Below are 17,761 nucleotides of genomic sequence, written 5' to 3'. Positions count from 1 at the left end.
CGTCGGGGCGGTCGGTCTTGTTGACCAGGAGGATCACGGGGAGCTTCGCCTCGAGCGCCTTGCGCAGCACGAAACGGGTCTGCGGGAGCGGACCCTCGCTCGCGTCCACGAGCAGCACGACGCCGTCGACCATCGACAGACCGCGCTCGACCTCGCCGCCGAAGTCGGCGTGACCGGGCGTGTCGATGACGTTGATCGTGACGGGGACGTCGGTGTGGACGCCCTGGTACGTGATCGCCGTGTTCTTGGCGAGGATCGTGATGCCCTTCTCACGCTCGAGGTCGTTCGAGTCCATCGCACGCTCTTCCATGTGCTCATGCGAGCCGAACGAGCCGGTCTGGCGGAGCATGGCGTCGACGAGAGTCGTCTTGCCGTGGTCGACGTGCGCGACGATCGCGACGTTGCGGAGGTCAGGACGGAGGGCGCGCGCCATGAAAGAAATCCTTGCGAAAGTGGAGAGGGCCGGGATGCCGGCATCCTCAGCCTATCGCAGGCAGCCGAAAGCGGCCTGAGGGTGAGAACCCCCAGGCCGCTTCACGATCGCGTCAGTCCTGCGTCGCGAGGAGCGCCGCGCGCGCTTCGCGGCGCACGCGCTGCTCGGCCGGGTCGGGCACCGGGACAGCGGCGATGAGGCGCTGCGTGTACGGGTCCTGCGGGTTGCGGAGGATCTGCTCCTTCGACCCCTGCTCGACGATGCGGCCGTGCTGCATGACGACGATACGGTCGGCGAGCAGGTCGACGACGGCCAGGTCGTGGGTCACGAACAGCGTCGCGAACTGCTGCTCCTTCTGGATCTGCTGCAGCAGCTCGAGCACGCGCGCCTGCACCGACACGTCGAGCGCGCTCGTCGGCTCATCGGCGACGAGCACCTTCGGGTCGAGGGCGAGCGCGCGGGCGATGCCGATGCGCTGACGCTGGCCGCCCGAGAGCTCGTGCGGATAGCGGTTGCGGAAGTCGCGCGGCAGCTCGACCATGTCGAGGAGCTCCGTGACCCGCGTGGAGATCTCCTTGCCGTTGCGCCCGTCGAGCTCGAGCGGCTCGCCGATCGACTGGCCGACGGGCCAGCGCGGGTTCAGCGACGATCCCGGGTCCTGGAACACGATCCCGAGCTTGCGGCGCACGGCGCGCAGCTGCTTCGGGTCGACGCCCACCATCTCCTGGCCTGCGACGCGGAGCGTGCCCTCTGCGATCGGGATCAGGCCGACGATCGCGCGGGCGATCGTCGTCTTGCCCGAGCCGGACTCGCCCACGAGGCCGACGACCTCGCCGGGCTGGATGGAGAGGGATGCCTCGGAGACCGCGCGGAACGCCGGCACCCGCCCGCGCTTCGGATAGTCGATCGACACGTTCTCGAGCAGGAGCGCCGCGGTGCTGTCCTCACGTTGAGAATCCACGTCGGCCACGGCGCTGCCCATGCCCAGGTGCGGGACCGATGCCATGAGCGCCCGCGTGTAGGGGTGCTCGGGCGCAGTGAAGAGCTGGGTCGCGGTGCCGTGCTCGACGACGTCGCCGTCCTTCATCACCATGACGTCGTCGGCCATGTCGGCCACGACTCCCATGTCGTGCGTGATGAGGATGATCGCCGAATCCAGCTTCTGGTGCAGGTGGCGCAGCAGGTCGAGGATCTCGGCCTGGACGGTGACGTCGAGAGCCGTGGTCGGCTCGTCGGCGATGAGCACACGCGGGTCGAGCGAGATCGACTGCGCGATCATCGCGCGCTGGCGCTGGCCGCCCGACAGCTGGTGCGGGTACGAGTTGTACGCCTTCTGCGGGTCGGGCATCTCGACGAGGCCGAGCAGCTCGATGGCACGGGCCTTGGCCTGCTTGCGGGTCATGCCGGGACGATGCGTGAGGATCGTCTCGGAGATCTGGAAGCCGATCGTGTAGACGGGGTTCAGCGCCGTCATCGGCTCCTGGAAGATCGCCGCGATGCCCTCGCCGCGGACGCTGCGCAGCGTCTCGGGACGCGCACCCACGAGCTCGCGGCCGGCGAGCTTCGCGCTGCCGGTCACGCGGGCGTTCTTGGGCAGGAGGCCCATGATCGCCATCGAGCTCGTGCTCTTGCCCGAGCCGGACTCGCCGACGACGGCGAGGACCTTTCCGGGCATGAGGTCGTACGTGACGTGCTTGGCCGCGGCGGCCCAGTTGCCGCCGACCCAGAACTCCACGCCGAGGTCGTTGACGGACAGCACAGGGCCGCCCTCCTGCGGGACGTGTCCGCGCATGCGGGCTCCCTCCTTCATGCTCATCGGTTCATCTCCCGTGTCAGGATGGGCAGATGCCCGAACCGGTCACCTTCCGTCCGCGCGGCAGCCAGATCCTCGCCTGGGTGGCGATCGGCGTCTGCGCCCTCGGTCTTGTCTTCGTCGCCCTGATCGACGGCGTCGCCAGCCTCGTCGCGTGGGGCTGGCCGATCGCCCTGGTCGCGTGGCTGGCGTGGGCGCTCTACGTCCGTCCCCACGTGCAGATCAGCGAGGGCTTCATCGAGATCGCGAACGTCTTCCGCACCCACCGGGTGCCGTGGGGCGACGTCGCGGACGTCGACTCGCGCTACGCGCTCACCGTCCGAACCACGGGTGGGCGCAGCATCCGCGCCTGGGCGGCGCCGGCCCCCGGCGCACGTCAGGCCCTCGCCACTCATCGCGAAGAGGTGTCCCGAACGCCCGGCGAAGGCGACACGCGCCGTCCGTCGGATGCCGAGGGAACCCCGAGCGGGGATGCGACCGCACTCGTGCGCCGCACGCTGGACCAGTACCGCCGCAGCGGCGGCGACACGACGCCCGGCGGCACCGTCACGACCCTGAACGTGGGCGTGGTCGCGGTGACCGCGGTGCTGGGCGCGGCATCCGTCCTGGCACTCGCCCTGCCTCACGGCTGATCGTCCTCACGTCGCGCCCGGCGGTCCTCGACCGCGTCGGGCTCGGGCAGCGATCCGCCGCCGAACTCGTCCATGTATCGCTCGTCGTCGGACGACGTGGGTCCCTCGACCATCATGACGGCCTGGGCGGACGGGATCGCGGCGACCGCGCGGTTCGCCTTGCGGGCGCTCACCTTCGCCTGCTGGCGCGGGTCGAAGGCGTCGCGGAGCCCGTCACCGATGAAGTTGATGCACAGCGCGAGGATCACGATGAACAGACCCGGCCACCAGAACAGCCACGGCCGCGTGCGGAATGCCTCACGGTACTCGCTGATGATCTGACCGAGCGACACGTCGGGTGCGGTGATGCCGAACCCGATGAAGCTCAGGGCCGCCTCCGTCAGCACCGCGGCGCTCATGAGGAGCGTCGTGTTGACGATGATGATGCCGACCGCGTTGGGCAGGATATGGCGGAAGATGATGCGCCCGTTGCTCGCTCCCGCGACGCGCGCGGCGTCGACGAACTCCCGCTCGCGCAGGGCGAGGAAGTCGCCGCGCACGAGTCGCGCCAGACCTGTCCAGCTCAGGATGCCGAGGAAGATGCCGAACACGACGGCGCTGTTGCCGCCCAGCAGCTTTCCGATGATCGAGCCGATGACGATGATCGGGATGATGATGATCACGTCGGTGAAGCGCATGATCAGCGAGTCGACCCAGCCGCGGAAGTAGCCCGAGAGCGCCCCGAAGAGCACGCCGAGCACCAGCGAGACGATGCCTACGAGGAACATGACGGTGATCGACTGCTGGGTGCCCCGCATGACCTGCGCGAACACGTCCTTGCCGAGCGTGTCCTGCCCGAACGGGTGCTCGCCCATGCTGAAGGGGAACAGGGTCAGCGTCGGCTGCCCGCCGTTGACGATCGGATAGCTCGTGTACCAGTCCAGCGGCCACCATCCGGGGATGCGGAAGCCGTTGATCGACAGGGTGCCGTCGCCGCTCGCCTGGAGCTTGCCGGTGCCGCCGATCACCGTGCCCACGGAGGTGAAGGCCAGGATGATCACGAGGACCAGCACGACGAGCGCGATCATCGCGCCGGCGTGACGGAAGAACCGGCGGCGCACGAGCGCCCCCTGGCTCATGCCGGCGACGGCCTTCTGCTCGATGGACTGCTCGCTGCCGCGATCCTGCGGCGCGTCGGTGGGAATAGTGGTAACCATGTCAGCTCACCCGGATCCGGGGGTCGAGGGCGGAGTACAGCAGGTCCGCGATGAGGTTGAACGTCACCGCGAGGATGCCCGTCACGACGAAGAAGCCCATCACCAGGTTGACGTCGCCGTGGGTGAGGCCGTCGACGAACAGGGCGCCCATTCCCTTCCACGCGAAGATCGTCTCGGTGATGACCGCGCCGCCGATGAGCGCGCCGATGTCGAAGGCGATGATGGTCGCGATCGGGATGAGCGCGTTGCGCATGGCGTGGCGCATGACGACCGTGCGCTCGTTGAGGCCCTTGGCCCGAGCCGTGCGGACGTAGTCCTGGTTCATGACCTCGAGCAGGCTCGACCGCGAGTAGCGGGTGTAGGCGGCGATGGAGACCAGGGCCAGGGCGATCGTCGGCAGCACGAGGTGCGCGAAGCCGTCGAGGATCTCGAACCACATGTCGCCCTGCAGGCCGGGAGTCGTGGAGCCGATCGTCGCGATCACGCCGCTCTGCGGGATCCGGTCGACGTAGTCGGTGTATACGAGCATGACGCGGTCGACGACGATCACGAAGAACGTGATGAAGCTGACGATCGCCGCCGTGCGCGCGGCCTCCTTCTTGCCGTCGCCTCCGATGAGCAGACCCACCCCGATGCCGATGGCGATCGCCGCGAGTCCCGTGAGGAGCAGCATCCATCCGGTCGGCACGTAGAAGAACAGGTACTGGATCGGGAAGTACAGCGCCGCCCAGATCGCCACGACGGCGAGAGCCGAGTACAGCGTGCGGCGGTTGGCCAGGCCGGTGGAGAGCGCCGTCACGCCGACGGCCGCACCGACGCCCGTGATGATCACGCCGATGAGGCCGATCGACGGGTCGGAGAACCACCCGGTCACGCCGAGGAGTGCGAGCAGCCCGCCCGCGGCGACGAAGGCCGCGGCGAAGGTGATGAGGCGCTTCTTCCATGAACCGCCGATGATCGCCATGAAGATCAGCCCCCACACCGCTCCTGTGATCAGGATCGCCGGGATGGTGATGACGGGGTTCGCGAGGAACTCGTTGAAGCGGATCGCGCCGTACTCCTTGAGGAGCACCGCGACCCAGAAGATCGGGAGCGAGTACACGATGAACGTGAGGAACGTCACCGAGTAGTCGAAGCCGCTGTACTGGCGCAGGGCGGTCAGGATGCCGATCGTGAGGCCGAAGATGATGGCCACGATCGTCGCCGCGGTGACGAGCTGGATGGTGGAGGCTGCCGCGGTCGCGACCGCCTCGGTCACGGGCTGGTTGCTCCGGCTGAAGGCGATGCCGAGATCGCACTGGCCGATGAAGCACTTGGCCGCGCCGGCGAGCCACGTGAAGTAGCGGACCACGACGGGGAGGTCCAGACGCAGCAGCTCGATGCGGTTGTCGATCATCTCCTGACGGTTGGGGGCGTTGCTCCCCTTGAGGTCTTCGAGCGGATCGGCGGTGATCGCCGTCAGGGTGTAGACGATGAAAGAGGCGACGAGGAGGACGAGGGCGATGGCACCCAGTCGTCGCAGGATGAAGGTCAGCACGGAAGCCCTCTCGGATATGGGGCTGAGGTCATGATTCTACGTCCGTCCCGGGGCACCGATACGGCGCCCCAAAACTACTACGAGGGGGGCTGAGCGGCACCTGTGTGCGCTGCGCAGCCCCAGTCGGACATGACTGTGGGTGCCAAGGGTTCGCCTCGGCACCCACAGTTCGGTTTCGATGTCTGCATCCGGGTGGACGGTCGCCCGCCCACCCGGATGCGGCGGGGATTACTCCGCCGAAGCGTCCGCCGGCGCCCACTCCCAGAAGTTCCAGAAGTAGTCGGGGCTCAGCGGCATGGCCTTGACCTCGGTCACCTTGTCGCTGTTCACCGTCAGGCCGGGGAACTGGAAGATCGGGATCGACACGGCGTCGGCCCAGATTCCGGTCTCAGCGGCCTCGAGCAGGTCGGTCTGCGCGTCGGTGTCCGACGTGATGTTGAGCTCCTTGAGCGCAGCGGTCACCTCGTCGTCGCAGTAGCCGTTGTAGTTTCCGCCCTTGGCCATCGGGTCGTCGTAGCAGGCGTAGATCTGGTCAGATCCACCGACGGCGAGGCTGGTCTGCGACCACGCGAACAGCGTCGCGTCGTGCGGGTTGATCGGCTCTGCCGACGGGTCGGTGAACACCCAGTCCGGCTCGCTCTCGTCGACCAGCTCGAAGCCGGCCAGAGCGGCCGAAGCCGAGATCAGCTCGAACTCCTGGCCACGACGGACGTTGCCCTCGGGGTACCAGAAGCCGACCTCGACCGGACCGGTCACGCCGGCCTCGGCGAGCAGCGCCTTGGCGCCGTCGATGTCGACCTCGGCGTAGTCAGCCGAGCCGTTGGCCTCGGACAGGACCGGGTAGCGCTCCGGGTCCGAGATCGAGACGAGGTGCGTGTTGCGCACGACGGCCTCGGGGTTGAGCGGCTTGATGATCTTGTCGACGATCTCCTGGCGCGGGATCGTCTTCAGGAACGCCTGGCGGACCTTCAGAGCCGCCTCCTCGTCGCCACCGTAGGTCGCGGGGTCGAACGGACCGCCGTTGTTGACCGTCAGGTCGACGTGCTCGTGCGAGGCCTGGTCACCGGTCTGAACCGTCGCGGTGTCGATCTCGTTGGCGAGCTGGAGGATGTCGGCCGTGGGCTGACCCGACCAGATGTCGAGCTCGCCCGACTCCAGAGCCTGGAGCGCGGTGGTCGAGTCGGCGATCGTGCGGATCGTGATCTTCTCGAACTTGGGCGACGGACCCCACGTGAACAGCGGGTTCGCCGAGATCGAGATGTACTGGTCCTCGACGATCTCGTCGACGACGTACGGACCGCTGGTCAGAGCGGCGGCCGGGCTGTCGGGCAGCGTCGTGTAGCCGTAGGCGTTGCTCCAGGCGTCGCCCAGTGCGGCGAGAACCTCTTCGTCGCCGTCGGTGATGGCCGTGACGACCTTCTCCTTGGCGTCCTCGGCGAACTCCTTGGCGGCGTCGCTGTAAGCGGTGAAGTCACCCTCCTCGCCCGACTCGGCCCAGGTGTCGTACGCGGCCTGCACGTCGGAGTACTCGTCCGGGAAGGCCAGCGCGTAGGTGCCGTGCGCCGAGACGCCGATCGGTCCGACGAGCTCCCAGTCCACGTACGGCTCGTCGTAGACGAACGTGATCTCCTTCTCGCCGGTCTCCGGCGTGGTGGTGACCAGGTTGTAGCCGGTCGTCGCCGCGGGCGAGAACGCCTCGTTGACGTTGCCCGAGAGCGCGGCCCACTGGAGGAGCATGTCGGCCTCGTCGATCGGCACGCCGTCCGACCAGACTGCGTCTGCGGTGATCGTGTACTTGACGGTCAGCGGGTCGTCGCTGGTCTTCTCGTACGAGCCGAAGTCGGTGTTCTTCACCAGCTCCGGGGTGTTGTTGTAGTACGAGAAGCTCGTGTCGGTCATGTACTTGACATTGCCGTTGGCCGTGTTGTTGCCGGCAGAGCTGTCGTCGTTGAAGTGGAAAAAGCCCGAGTTGTACGCGGTGGTGATCTCGGTGCCCTCCACGACCTCAGACTGGTATGGGTTGCCACAACCGGAGAGCACGATAGCTCCCGCTGCGACGACACCCACGCCCGCCATAAGACGCGCGATCTTCACATTTCCTCCTGTGCAAGGGTTGAGTGCCCAGCCTGTGGCAGCTCTGGACACGGACACGGACACACTAAGCACGCGGTGCGAACAAGGCAAAACAGAACAGCAAACCGTTACATATCCTTAACTCAGCGCTACGCGGGTGTGACAATCTGACAACGTGCAACCTTCCGCGTCTGGGAATCTGCCCGACACCGGCCCCATAGATCATGCGACCCGCGTGCGCCTGCGGTGGGAGATCGCGCTCGTCCTGCTGTTGTCGGTGGGCCGCTCCGCCATCTACGCCGTCCTGGGGCTGATCCAGGCACTGCAGCGCGAGGCGGGACTGGGCGACCAGCAGACGTCGCTGAATCCCTCCGCCGGCGCCGAGGAGTTCTGGGACGTCCTCTACCAGTTCCTCGCCCAGGGGTTCGGGCTCGTACCCGTCGCCCTCGCGATCTTCCTCCTCTGGGAACCCGGGAAGTCGGCGTTCCGCCGCATCGGGCTCGACTTCCGGCGATTCGGCGGCGACCTCGGCCGCGGGGTCGCTCTCGTCGCGGTGATCGGCATCCCCGGACTCGCGCTCTACGCCCTCGGCCGGACGCTGGGCCTCTCAGTCCTCGTGGAGGCCTCGCCGCTGGACACGTCCTGGTGGACGATCCCGCTGCTCCTGCTCGCGGCGCTGCGCGCGGGGCTGACCGAAGAGGTCATCTTCATCGGCTACCTGTTCGATCGCCTGCGCCGCCTCGGGTGGGGAACCTGGACGATCATCCTCGCGACCGCGGGCTTGCGGGCCGCTTATCACGCCTACCAGGGCTTCCCGGCGATGATCGGGAACTTCGCGATGGGCGTCGTCTTCGGCTGGTGCTATCGGCGCTGGGGGCGCGTCATGCCCCTCGTGATCGCACACACCCTCATCGATGTCATCGCGTTCGTCGGCTACCCGCTGGCCGCCGCCCTGTGGCCGGGGATCTTCGCTCCGCCCGCGCCGACGCCCTCCCCCACGCCGACTCCGAGCGCGGGCGCCTGAGCCGTAGCGCCTGAGCCGTCCATCGCGCGCAGGGACGATTCGGGCGTGCTCGGCAGGGCCCGAGTTCGGCGTGGTCGGAGAGTTCGACGGCCGGCTCACGTACGGCGCGGACAACCCCAGCGGCCTACCGCCCGAGGTCGTGGTCTACCGCGAGAAGCTGCGCGAGGACCGGATACGGCGCGTCGCGGCCGGTGTCGTCCGGTTCGGCCGGGCCGAGCTGATGAACCCTCCGCGCCTGGCCGCCCTCCTCCGTCAGGCCGGCGTCGTCCTGAGCCGCTCTGCCGCGTGGCCGGAGCTCCGCGCGCAGGTGTCCACCGGCTCAGATGCGCGATCTCGGGTCGCCGGATAGTCCGACGTGGCGCGATCGAGCCGACGAAGCGCCGAACCTCCTACGCGAAGGCCTCGATCGGCGGGCACGCGCAGACGAGGTTTCGGTCGCCGTAGGCCTGGTCGATGCGCCGCACCGGTGGCCAGTACTTCGTGCGCACCAGGGCGTGGACGGGATAGACGGCCGTCTCGCGCGAGTAGGGGTGGGTCCACTCGCCTGCGACGACCGACTCGGCCGTGTGCGGGGCGCCGGCCAGCGGGTTGTCGTCGGCGGACCACTCCCCCGCGGCCACCGCGTCGGCCTCGGCCTTGATCGCGATCATCGCCTCGATGAACCGCTCGATCTCGCCGAGGTCCTCGGACTCGGTGGGCTCGACCATGAGGGTGCCCGCGACGGGGAACGACATCGTCGGAGCATGGAAGCCGTAGTCGATGAGGCGCTTGGCCACGTCGTCCACCGTCACACCGGTCGCCTCGCGGAGCGGCCGGAGGTCGAGGATGCACTCGTGCGCCACGAGCCCGCCGTCACCGGTGTACAGCACCGGGTAGTGCTCCCTCAGGCGGAACGCGATGTAGTTCGCGGCGAGGACGGCGGCCGCCGTGGCATCCCGCAGCCCTTCCGCGCCCATCATGCGCACGTACGCCCACGAGATCGGCAGGATGCCCGCAGAGCCGTTCGGGGCGGCGGAGATCGGACCGCCGTCGAACACGCCGCCGGGGTGATCCTTCCGCTGCGACAGCGGGTGCGATGGGAGATAGGGGGCGAGGTGGGCCTTCGCTGCCACCGGGCCGACGCCGGGGCCGCCTCCGCCGTGGGGGATCGCGAACGTCTTGTGCAGGTTCAGGTGCGAGACGTCTCCCCCGAGGTCGCCGAAGCGCGCGAAGCCGAGCAGCGCGTTGAGGTTCGCGCCGTCGACGTACACCTGGCCGCCGGCGTCGTGGACGGCCTGCGTGATCTCGAGCACGTCGTGCTCGTACACGCCGTGGGTCGACGGGTAGGTGATCATGAGCGCCGCGAGCTCGTCCGCGTGCGCGGCGATCTTCGCGCGCAGGTCGTCGAGGTCGACGTTGCCCGCATCGTCGCACGCCACCACGACGACCTTCATGCCCGCCAGCACCGCCGAGGCGGCGTTGGTGCCGTGCGCAGAGGACGGGATGAGGCACACCGTGCGCTGCAGGTCGCCGTTCGCACGGTGGTAGCCGCGGATGGCCATGAGCCCGGCGAGCTCTCCCTGCGAACCCGCGTTGGGCTGCAGCGACACGGCGTCGTACCCGGTGACCTCGGCGAGCCACACCTCGAGCTGCTCGATGAGGGCGAGGTAGCCGTGCACGTCGGCCTCGGGCGCGAACGGATGCACGCGCGAGAACTCGGGCCACGACACGGCGGCCATCTCGGTGGCGGCGTTGAGCTTCATCGTGCACGAGCCGAGCGGGATCATCCCGCGGTCGAGCGCGTAGTCGCGGTCGGACAGCTGCTTGAGATAGCGCATCATGGCCGTCTCGGAACGGTGGGAGGTGAACACGGGATGGGTCAGGAACTCCTCGACGCGCGCCAGCGAGGACGGCACGCCCGCGAGCGGCTCGGCGTCCGCGAAGGCGATCGTGCGCTCCCCCTGCGCACCCGCGCCGAGGAACTCGCGCTCGGGAAGTCCGAAGGCCCACGCCACGGCGGCGAGGTCCTCCGCCGTCGTCGTCTCGTCCACCGAAACCCCCACCGACGCGTCGTCGGCCCAGAACAGCTGGAATCCGCGCTCACGGGCGCGCTCGATCACGCGCTCGGCCGGGCCGGGGACGAACACGCGCAGCGTGTCGAAGAACGAGTCCGATGCCAGGTTCAGGCCGTACGAGCGCAGCACGGCGGCCAGCGCCTCGGCCTTCCTCGCCACGTCGGTCGCGATCCTCTTGAGCCCGTCGGGCCCGTGGTAGACCGCGTACATCGAGGCCATGACGGCCAGCAGCACCTGCGACGTGCAGATGTTGGAGGTCGCCTTCTCGCGGCGGATGTGCTGCTCGCGGGTCTGCAGCGCGAGCCGGTACGCCGGGTGGCCCGCGGCATCCTGCGACACGCCCACCAGGCGCCCCGGAAGCTGGCGCTCGAGCCCCGCGCGCACCGCCATGTAGCCGGCGTGCGGACCGCCGAAGCCGAGGGGCACGCCGAAGCGCTGCGTGGTGCCCACGGCGACGTCGGCGCCCAGCGATCCCGGCGAGCGCAGCAGCGTCAGCGCGAGCAGGTCGGCGGCCACGACGACGAGCCCGCCCTGCGCGTGGACCGCGGCGGCGACCTCGGACGGGTCCCAGACCCGGCCGGTGGCTCCCGGGTACTGCACGAACGCGCCGAACACGTCGATGTCCGCGGGCGGGGGCGACTGGTTGTAGGCCGTGTAGTGCAGCTCGATGCCCACGGCGGCCGCGCGGTGCTCGAGCAGGGCCTTGGTCTGCGGGAGGGCGTCCGCGTCGACGAGGAAGACGTTGGAGGCCGACTTCGAGGCGCGCCGGGCGACCAGCATCCCCTCCACCACGGCGGTCGACTCGTCCAGCATCGAGGCGTTCGCCGTGGCGAGCCCGGTCAGATCGGTGACCATCGTCTGGAAGTTGATCAGCGCCTCGAGGCGTCCCTGCGAGATCTCCGGCTGGTACGGCGTGTAGGCGGTGTACCAGGACGGGTTCTCGAGCACGTTGCGCGCGATGACCGACGGCGTGAAGGTGTCGTAGTAGCCGAGTCCGATCATGGGGCGGGCGACGCGATTCTGCGACGCGAGCGCACGCAGCTCGGCGAGCGCTTCCGCCTCGGTCGCCGCAGGCGGGATGTCGCTCGTCTCACGGGAGGCGACCTGGATGGATGCCGGCACTGCACGCCGCATCAGGGCGTCGACCGTGTCGTAGCCCAGGGCGTCGAGCATCAGGCGCTGGGCGGAGGCATCCGTCCCGATGTGACGCGCGGCGAATTCGCCCGTCATGCGTCGCCGCCGGTGAGCGCGACGTACGCGTCGCGGTCGAGGAGGTCCGCCACGGCCGCCGCGTCGACCTTCAGCTTCACGAGCCAGCCCTCGCCGAACGGGTCGGAGTTCACCAGCGACGGGTCGTCGACGACCGCGTCGTTGACCGCGACGACGTCGCCGGTGAGCGGAGCGTAGAGCTCGCCGACCGACTTGGTCGACTCGATCTCGCCGCACACGTCGCCGGCGGAGACGCCGGAGTCGACCGCGGGGAGCTCGACGAAGACGACGTCGCCGAGCTTGTCCGCGGCGTAGTCGGTGATCCCGACGGTCGCGACATCGCCGTCGAGGGCGATCCACTCGTGCTCGGCCGTGTACTTGAGGCTGTTCAGATCGGTCATTTCGTCCTCCGGAGTAGGCGGTGGTCTGTCACTGCGCGCGACGGTAGAAGGGAAGGCGGGTCACGGTTGCGGGGATCCTGGTGCCCCGCACGTCCAGGTGCAGCTCGGTGCCGGGCTCGGCGGCCGACGGCGCGACGAACGCCATGGCGATGGGATGCCCCAGAGTCGGGCTGAGCGCGCCGCTGGTCACCTCGCCGACCGCATCGTCGCCGGAGAGCACGGCGTAGCCCGCGCGACCGGCGCGCTTGCCGTCGGAGACGAGGCCGACGAGGACGGGAGCCTCGGATGCGACGACGGCGGCGAGCCCCGACCGGCCGACGAAGTCGTCCTTGTCGACCGCCACCACGCGGCCGAGCCCGGCCTGCGCGGGCACGATGTCGCGGGAGAGCTCGTGTCCGTACAGCGGCATCCCGGCCTCCAGGCGCAGCGTGTCGCGAGAGGCGAGGCCCGCCGGCACGAGGCCGAGCGGCTCGCCGGCGCGCAGGAGCGCGTCCCAGACCGCGACGGCCGAGGACGCCGGCACGTAGAGCTCGAAGCCGTCCTCGCCGGTGTAGCCGGTCCGGCCGATGTCGATCGCGACGGCCTCCTCGCCGGGCGCCGCGAAGCGGGCGTGGGTCATGCGGTAGTACTTGAGCGCGCTGAGCGGCGCGGCGAGATCGACGATCCCCTCCGTCGCCTCGAGGATGGCCTGGGATACCGGCCCCTGCACGGCGATCAGCGCGATGCGGTCGGTCGCGTCGTCGACCTCGACGTCATATCGGAGTGCCCGCTCCGCGAACGCCTCCGCCACGGCGTCGCGGTTGCCGGCGTTGGCGACCACCATGTGCCGGTCGGCCGCGTAGCGGTAGACGATGACGTCGTCGATGATCCCGCCGTCGGGGTCGAGCACGAGGCTGTACCTGGCCTGATCGTCGGCGAGCGTGGACAGGCGGCCGGCCAGCGCGTAGTCGAGGAAGGCGCCCGCCTCGGCCCCCGAGACGAGGAACTCCGCCATGTGGGAGATGTCGAAGATGCCGGCGGTGGTGCGCACGGCGTGGTGCTCGGCGAGATCGGAGCTGTAGCGCACCGGCATCGACCACCCGCCGAAATCGGTGAACGAGGCGCCGAGGGCCAGGTGGCGCTCGTGCAGCGGAGTCGTGCGGGGGTCGGTCATGAGTTCTCCCGTTCGCGGTCGGGCGGACGCCGGACGGCGCCGTGGAACTCCCCCTCTGTCATGGGCCTGAGAGCTTCGCCGGCTCCTGCGTGCGCAGCAGCGGCTTTCACCTTCGGCGGAAACAAGTGGAGGCGCGTAGCGCTCGTCTTGAATCACTTTCCAGAGTCGGCCGGACCCCTGCGGTACGCAGTACCTGAGAGATTGGCGGGGAGGCTTGCTCCTTCGGTGCTCGGCATGACTGCTGCCGAGGCTCTCCCGCACGGGTCGTTGGCCGGTATTGACTTTTGCCGTGCCAGCATACCGGTCGCGGCGGGCTCAGCCGATGCAGCGACCCGACGACACCGGATCGCTGAGAGACGGGGCCTGCGCCGCGACCGGGGTCAGCTCGGCCATCGTCATCGCGTACCCGCGCTCGGCGTCGTTCTCGGCCCGGGCGAACACGACTCCGGCGACCGCGCCGTCCTCCGTCAGGAGCGGCCCGCCGGAGTTTCCGGGACGCACGGCGGCGCGCAGGTCGTAGATCTCGCGCGGTGCGGCGCTCTCGTCGTAGATGTCGGGGATCGGCACGGTGCCGGTGGAGAGCACCCCCGCACCGACCATCGTGAACGGTCCGCCCAGCGGGTACCCCTGCACGACGGCCGGCGACCCTGCCCCGAGCGTCGTCGCAAACGGCAGCGGATCGGCGCCGAGCCCGTCCACGGCGATCACGGCGAGGTCGTCCACGGGATCGAAGTAGACGATCCTCCCCTCGCGCGACGCGACGCCGGGCAGCTCCACGACCGGCCGCTCGACGCCCGCCACCACGTGCGCATTGGTGACGATCCGGTCGGGCGCCACCACGAATCCGGTTCCGGTCGAGCTGCGGCCGCACGAGAACGCGGTCCCCGACACCCGGGCGACGGATGCCGCGGCCCGCGCGAGCTCTGGATCCGCGAGGTCGACCGGCGGGATGTCGACCGGCGGCGAATCGAGGAGGTCGCCGAGCGCCGGGAGACCTTCGTCGAAGACGAACCCGCGCAGCTCGGCGAGCGCCGACGCGACCGGGGGCGGAGTCAGCCGGTCGATCGTCCGGAGCACCGACGAGGACGACAGGGCGGTCGAGACGACCGGCATCCCGGTCGCGGCGAGCGACGCACCGGCCAGCGACAGCGCGAGTGCGGCGACGGCGACTCCGGCCACGCCGCCGAGCACGCGATCGAGGGCACGCAGCGGCCGGACCCGGTCGACGCCCCGGCGCAGGGCCGAACCCGCCGCCGAACCCAGCGCCGCGCCGCCGATCACGAGGGCGGCGGCGGTGGCGAGGACGATCGCGGGCCGCCACTGCTGCGTCGGAAGCGCGTCGTTGACGATGGGCACCAGCCAGAACGCGGCCGCCCCGCCGAGGACCAGCCCGGCGAAGAGGCCGAGACTGCCCGAGAGGCCGCGCGTGATGCCCGCGGCCAGCCCGAGGGCGAGGAGGACGAGAAGGAGCACGTCGACGACGACCATGCGCTTCTCCTCGACTCTCGGACGACGGTGGGGTCGGCGCTCAGAGTAGGCATCGAACCTGTGTGACGGCCCGGGTTTGCCCTTCGTGTCAGAGTGACACTAAGATGGATCCGGGAGTAATAGTCACCATGACAAGAACCAGCATCCTCTCCGCCGAGACCGAGGCCGCCGTCGACACGACGCGCGTCGCGGTGTCGACGGTCATCTTCACGCTCCGCCGCGCGCCCCGCTCGGAGGCCCCGAGCATCGCGCTGCCCCTGGTGCGCCGCACGCGCGATCCGCACGAGGGCCAGTGGGCCCTTCCCGGAGGATGGCTGGACGTCGCAGAGGGACTGGACGCCGCGGCATCCCGCACCCTCGGCGAGACCACCGGGCTGGCACCGAGCTACCTGGAGCAGCTGTACGCCTTCGGAGCCGTCGACCGCTCCCCCACGCGCGTCGTGTCGATCGTGTACTGGGCGCTCATCCGTCCCGACGAAGTGCCCGATGAGAGCGTCGAGAACGTGCGGTGGTTCGACGCGGTCGACCTCCCGCTGCTGGCGTTCGACCACAACGAGATCGTCGACTACGCGCTGTGGCGCCTGCGGAACAAGGTCGGCTACAGCCGCATCGCCCACGGGCTCCTCGCCGACGAGTTCACGCTCGCCGAGCTGCGAGAGGTCTACGAGTCGGTCCTCGGCCGGCGCCTCGATCCCGCCAACTTCCGACGTCAGGTCGAGAACTCCGGCACCCTCATCCCGACCGACCGCTTCCGCACCGGCAGCCACCGACCCGCACGGCTGTACCGCTACAACCAGGACGTCGAGCTCGCCGATCGCGGCCCGCTCGGCATCCGTCACTGAGAGAAAGCCGCCATGGCCGTCAACATCACTCTGCAGCCCCGTCCCGACGTCGACGCCTCGATCGACCACGCCATCCAGGCGATCGTCGCCGGGGCCTCCACCGCCGAGACCTGCAACACCGACCTCGCGTCGGGACCGTGGGATTTCGACATCCGCCCGGGGTACGGGCCCGGCTCGTCGATGGGCGACGTCATCCCGACCGGCTCGCCGCGCCAGGGCGAGCTGCCGCTCGAGTACCGGGAGGCGTCGGAGGCGGAACTGGCCGACCGCATCCGCGTCGCCAAGGCGACGCTGGGCGACCGGGTCGTCGTGCTCGGGCATTTCTACCAGCGGGAGGAGGTCGTCGTCCACGCCGACTACGTGGGCGACTCGTTCCAGCTCGCGAACGCCGCGCTGGAGCATCCGGATGCCGAGGCGATCGTGTTCTGCGGCGTGCACTTCATGGCCGAGACCGCCGACCTGCTCTCGCGCCCCGAGCAGGCCGTGATCCTGCCGAACCTCGCCGCCGGCTGCTCCATGGCCGACATGGCCGACATCGACCAGGTCGAGGAGTGCTGGGAGCAGCTCGCCGAGGTCTACGGCGACATGGACGCCGCGGACGAGGACGGCCTGGTGCCGGTGATCCCGGTCACGTACATGAACTCGTCCGCCGCGATCAAGGGGTTCGTCGGCCGCCACGGCGGCATCGTCTGCACATCCTCCAACGCCCGGACGGTGCTCGAGTGGGCGTTCGCGCGCGGCCGTCGCGTGCTGTTCTTCCCCGACCAGCACCTGGGCCGCAACACCGCCAAGGCGATGGGCGTGCCGCTGGAGCAGATGCCGATGTGGAATCCGCGCAAGCCCCTGGGCGGGGCATCCGCTCCTCAGCTGGAGGACGCGCGCGTGATCCTGTGGCACGGCTTCTGCTCGGTGCACCGCCGCTTCAGCGTCGACCAGATCGAGAAGGCGCGGGCGGAGCACCCCGGAGTGCGCGTGATCGTGCACCCCGAGTGCCCGATGGAAGTCGTGGACGCGGCGGACGAATCCGGCTCGACCGACTACATCCGCCGGGCCATCGAGGCGGCGACCGAGCCGACGACGTTCGCGATCGGCACCGAGGTGAACCTCGTTCAGCGCCTCGCCGCAGCCAACCCGCAGCACGAGATCTTCTGCCTCGATCCGGTCGTGTGCCCGTGCTCGACGATGTATCGCATCCACCCCGGCTACCTCGCGTGGGTGCTGGAGGGTCTCGTGGCCGGCGAGGTGCGCAACCGCATCGTCGTGCCGCAGGACGTGGCCGACCCGGCTCGCCTCGCCCTCGAGCGCATGCTCGCCGCGAAGCCGCCGGCCGCCCCCGCCGCCGCGTGGGAGAACGCCTCATGACCGGTCCGGTGCACGCCGTCGTCGTCGGCAGCGGCATCGCCGGGCTGACCGTGGCGCTGCACGCCGTCGAGCACGGCTGCCGCGTGACCCTCGTCACGAAGGACGTGCTCGAGCACGCCAACACCCGCTACGCCCAGGGCGGCATCGCCGGCGTCATGTTCGCCGACGACCGTGTCGAGGACCACATCCGCGACACGCTCGTCGCGGGGGCGGGACTCGGCGACCCCGAGGCCGTGCGTGTGCTCGCCGAGGAGGGACCCGCCCGCATCCGCGAGCTCATCGCGCTCGGCGTCTCGTTCGACCGCGGCGCCGACGGCGGGTTCGTGAAGGGCCTGGAGGCGGCGCACTCCTACCCGCGCATCCTGCACTCGGGCGGGGATGCCACGGGCACCGCCATCGAGAAGGCGCTCGTCGCACGGCTCCGCGCGAGTCGCGTGAGGGTGATCGAACACGCCTTCCTCGTGGACCTGGTCGTTCGCGACGGACGCGTGCACGGCGTCGAGCTCCTCATCGGCGATCAGGCGGGGACGGATGCCGCGCCCGC

Annotated in this window: 15 protein-coding genes and 1 riboswitch; of the genes, 6 read left to right on the top strand and 9 right to left on the bottom strand. The window is 69.7% G+C overall.

Going from position 1 to position 17,761, the window contains the following annotated elements; translation table 11 throughout:
- Together ACE3O1_RS09285 and ACE3O1_RS09280 are read right to left on the bottom strand one after the other, a co-directional pair.
- The coding region (locus ACE3O1_RS09285; protein ID WP_374314733.1) for a GTP-binding protein at positions 1-433 on the bottom strand (433 nt) is incomplete at its 3' end.
- 112 nt (positions 434-545) lie between these two features.
- Entirely contained in the window at positions 546-2,225 is a 1,680-nt protein-coding gene (locus ACE3O1_RS09280) for an ABC transporter ATP-binding protein (protein WP_374314732.1), read from the bottom strand.
- 53 nt (positions 2,226-2,278) lie between these two features.
- Here ACE3O1_RS09280 and ACE3O1_RS09275 point away from each other — a divergent pair, with 53 nt between their 5' ends.
- Positions 2,279-2,878 carry a PH domain-containing protein gene (locus ACE3O1_RS09275; RefSeq protein ID WP_374314731.1) on the top strand — a complete coding sequence of 200 codons (600 nt, stop codon included), beginning with the start codon at positions 2,279-2,281 and terminating at the stop codon, positions 2,876-2,878.
- Here ACE3O1_RS09275 and ACE3O1_RS09270 read toward each other — a convergent pair.
- The 3 genes from ACE3O1_RS09270 to ACE3O1_RS09260 all read right to left on the bottom strand — a co-directional run bounded on the left by ACE3O1_RS09270 (position 2,869) and on the right by ACE3O1_RS09260 (position 7,612).
- Complete coding sequence (locus ACE3O1_RS09270; RefSeq protein WP_374314730.1) at positions 2,869-4,074, bottom strand: ABC transporter permease; 1,206 nt, start codon at positions 4,072-4,074, stop codon at positions 2,869-2,871. The two genes, ACE3O1_RS09275 and ACE3O1_RS09270, sit on opposite strands and share 10 nt — an antisense overlap.
- 1 nt (position 4,075) lies before the next feature.
- Positions 4,076-5,611, bottom strand: coding sequence for an ABC transporter permease (locus ACE3O1_RS09265; protein ID WP_374314729.1), 1,536 nt, complete (start codon positions 5,609-5,611; stop codon positions 4,076-4,078).
- Between the two features lie 228 nt (positions 5,612-5,839).
- The gene (locus tag ACE3O1_RS09260) at positions 5,840-7,612 is read right to left on the bottom strand and encodes an ABC transporter family substrate-binding protein (RefSeq protein WP_374314728.1); all 1,773 of its coding nucleotides are present in this window, start codon (positions 7,610-7,612) and stop codon (positions 5,840-5,842) included.
- Between the two features lie 307 nt (positions 7,613-7,919).
- Here ACE3O1_RS09260 and ACE3O1_RS09255 point away from each other — a divergent pair, with 307 nt between their 5' ends.
- Complete coding sequence (locus tag ACE3O1_RS09255) at positions 7,920-8,708, top strand: CPBP family intramembrane glutamic endopeptidase (RefSeq protein WP_374314727.1); 789 nt, start codon at positions 7,920-7,922, stop codon at positions 8,706-8,708.
- 70 nt (positions 8,709-8,778) lie between these two features.
- Positions 8,779-9,057 carry a hypothetical protein gene (locus ACE3O1_RS09250; protein WP_374314726.1) on the top strand — a complete coding sequence of 93 codons (279 nt, stop codon included), beginning with the start codon at positions 8,779-8,781 and terminating at the stop codon, positions 9,055-9,057.
- A gap of 40 nt (positions 9,058-9,097) precedes the next feature.
- Here ACE3O1_RS09250 and gcvP read toward each other — a convergent pair whose 3' ends face one another.
- The 4 genes from gcvP to ACE3O1_RS09230 all read right to left on the bottom strand — a co-directional run bounded on the left by gcvP (position 9,098) and on the right by ACE3O1_RS09230 (position 15,013).
- Positions 9,098-11,992 (bottom strand): aminomethyl-transferring glycine dehydrogenase, encoded by a 2,895-nt coding sequence (gene gcvP / locus ACE3O1_RS09245; RefSeq protein WP_374314725.1) that lies wholly within the window; start codon positions 11,990-11,992, stop codon positions 9,098-9,100.
- Positions 11,989-12,372, bottom strand: coding sequence for a glycine cleavage system protein GcvH (gene gcvH, locus ACE3O1_RS09240; protein ID WP_374314724.1), 384 nt, complete (start codon positions 12,370-12,372; stop codon positions 11,989-11,991). The genes gcvP and gcvH overlap by 4 nt, the downstream gene beginning before the upstream one ends.
- A 28-nt stretch (positions 12,373-12,400) precedes the next feature.
- Entirely contained in the window at positions 12,401-13,525 is a 1,125-nt protein-coding gene (gene gcvT, locus ACE3O1_RS09235) for a glycine cleavage system aminomethyltransferase GcvT (RefSeq protein ID WP_374314723.1), read from the bottom strand.
- A gap of 170 nt (positions 13,526-13,695) precedes the next feature.
- Positions 13,696-13,793: riboswitch (glycine riboswitch) on the bottom strand.
- Between the two features lie 47 nt (positions 13,794-13,840).
- Positions 13,841-15,013 carry a MarP family serine protease gene (locus tag ACE3O1_RS09230; RefSeq protein WP_374314722.1) on the bottom strand — a complete coding sequence of 391 codons (1,173 nt, stop codon included), beginning with the start codon at positions 15,011-15,013 and terminating at the stop codon, positions 13,841-13,843.
- Positions 15,014-15,141: 128 nt separating this feature from the next.
- On the opposite strand from ACE3O1_RS09230, the gene ACE3O1_RS09225 reads away from it, so the two are divergent.
- From ACE3O1_RS09225 to ACE3O1_RS09215, 3 genes are all read left to right on the top strand, one after another.
- Positions 15,142-15,855, top strand: coding sequence for an NUDIX domain-containing protein (locus ACE3O1_RS09225; protein ID WP_374314721.1), 714 nt, complete (start codon positions 15,142-15,144; stop codon positions 15,853-15,855).
- Positions 15,856-15,867: 12 nt separating this feature from the next.
- Positions 15,868-17,217: a quinolinate synthase NadA gene (nadA, locus tag ACE3O1_RS09220; RefSeq protein WP_374314720.1), complete on the top strand. Its 1,350-nt coding sequence runs from the start codon at positions 15,868-15,870 to the stop codon at positions 17,215-17,217.
- The coding region (locus ACE3O1_RS09215) for an FAD-dependent oxidoreductase (RefSeq protein ID WP_374314719.1) at positions 17,214-17,761 on the top strand (548 nt) is incomplete at its 3' end. The genes nadA and ACE3O1_RS09215, both read left to right, overlap by 4 nt.

This window comes from Microbacterium sp. (assembly GCF_041909575.1).
Classification (GTDB): domain Bacteria; phylum Actinomycetota; class Actinomycetes; order Actinomycetales; family Microbacteriaceae; genus Microbacterium.
The sequence above is the reverse complement of the archived record's forward strand: the minus strand, read 5'-3'. Positions and strand labels throughout refer to the sequence as shown.

What these genes read in the sequence shown, in the direction of transcription:
- ACE3O1_RS09280 (WP_374314732.1), bottom strand. Translation starts at nt 2,225, where the DNA reads ATGCGCGGACACGTCCCGCAGGAGGGCGGCCCTGTGCTGTCCGTCAAC.
- ACE3O1_RS09275 (WP_374314731.1), top strand. Translation starts at nt 2,279, where the DNA reads ATGCCCGAACCGGTCACCTTCCGTCCGCGCGGCAGCCAGATCCTCGCC.
- ACE3O1_RS09270 (WP_374314730.1), bottom strand. Translation starts at nt 4,074, where the DNA reads ATGGTTACCACTATTCCCACCGACGCGCCGCAGGATCGCGGCAGCGAG.
- gcvP (WP_374314725.1), bottom strand. Translation starts at nt 11,992, where the DNA reads ATGACGGGCGAATTCGCCGCGCGTCACATCGGGACGGATGCCTCCGCC.
- gcvH (WP_374314724.1), bottom strand. Translation starts at nt 12,372, where the DNA reads ATGACCGATCTGAACAGCCTCAAGTACACGGCCGAGCACGAGTGGATC.
- gcvT (WP_374314723.1), bottom strand. Translation starts at nt 13,525, where the DNA reads ATGACCGACCCCCGCACGACTCCGCTGCACGAGCGCCACCTGGCCCTC.
- ACE3O1_RS09230 (WP_374314722.1), bottom strand. Translation starts at nt 15,013, where the DNA reads ATGGTCGTCGTCGACGTGCTCCTTCTCGTCCTCCTCGCCCTCGGGCTG.
- ACE3O1_RS09225 (WP_374314721.1), top strand. Translation starts at nt 15,142, where the DNA reads ATGACAAGAACCAGCATCCTCTCCGCCGAGACCGAGGCCGCCGTCGAC.
- nadA (WP_374314720.1), top strand. Translation starts at nt 15,868, where the DNA reads ATGGCCGTCAACATCACTCTGCAGCCCCGTCCCGACGTCGACGCCTCG.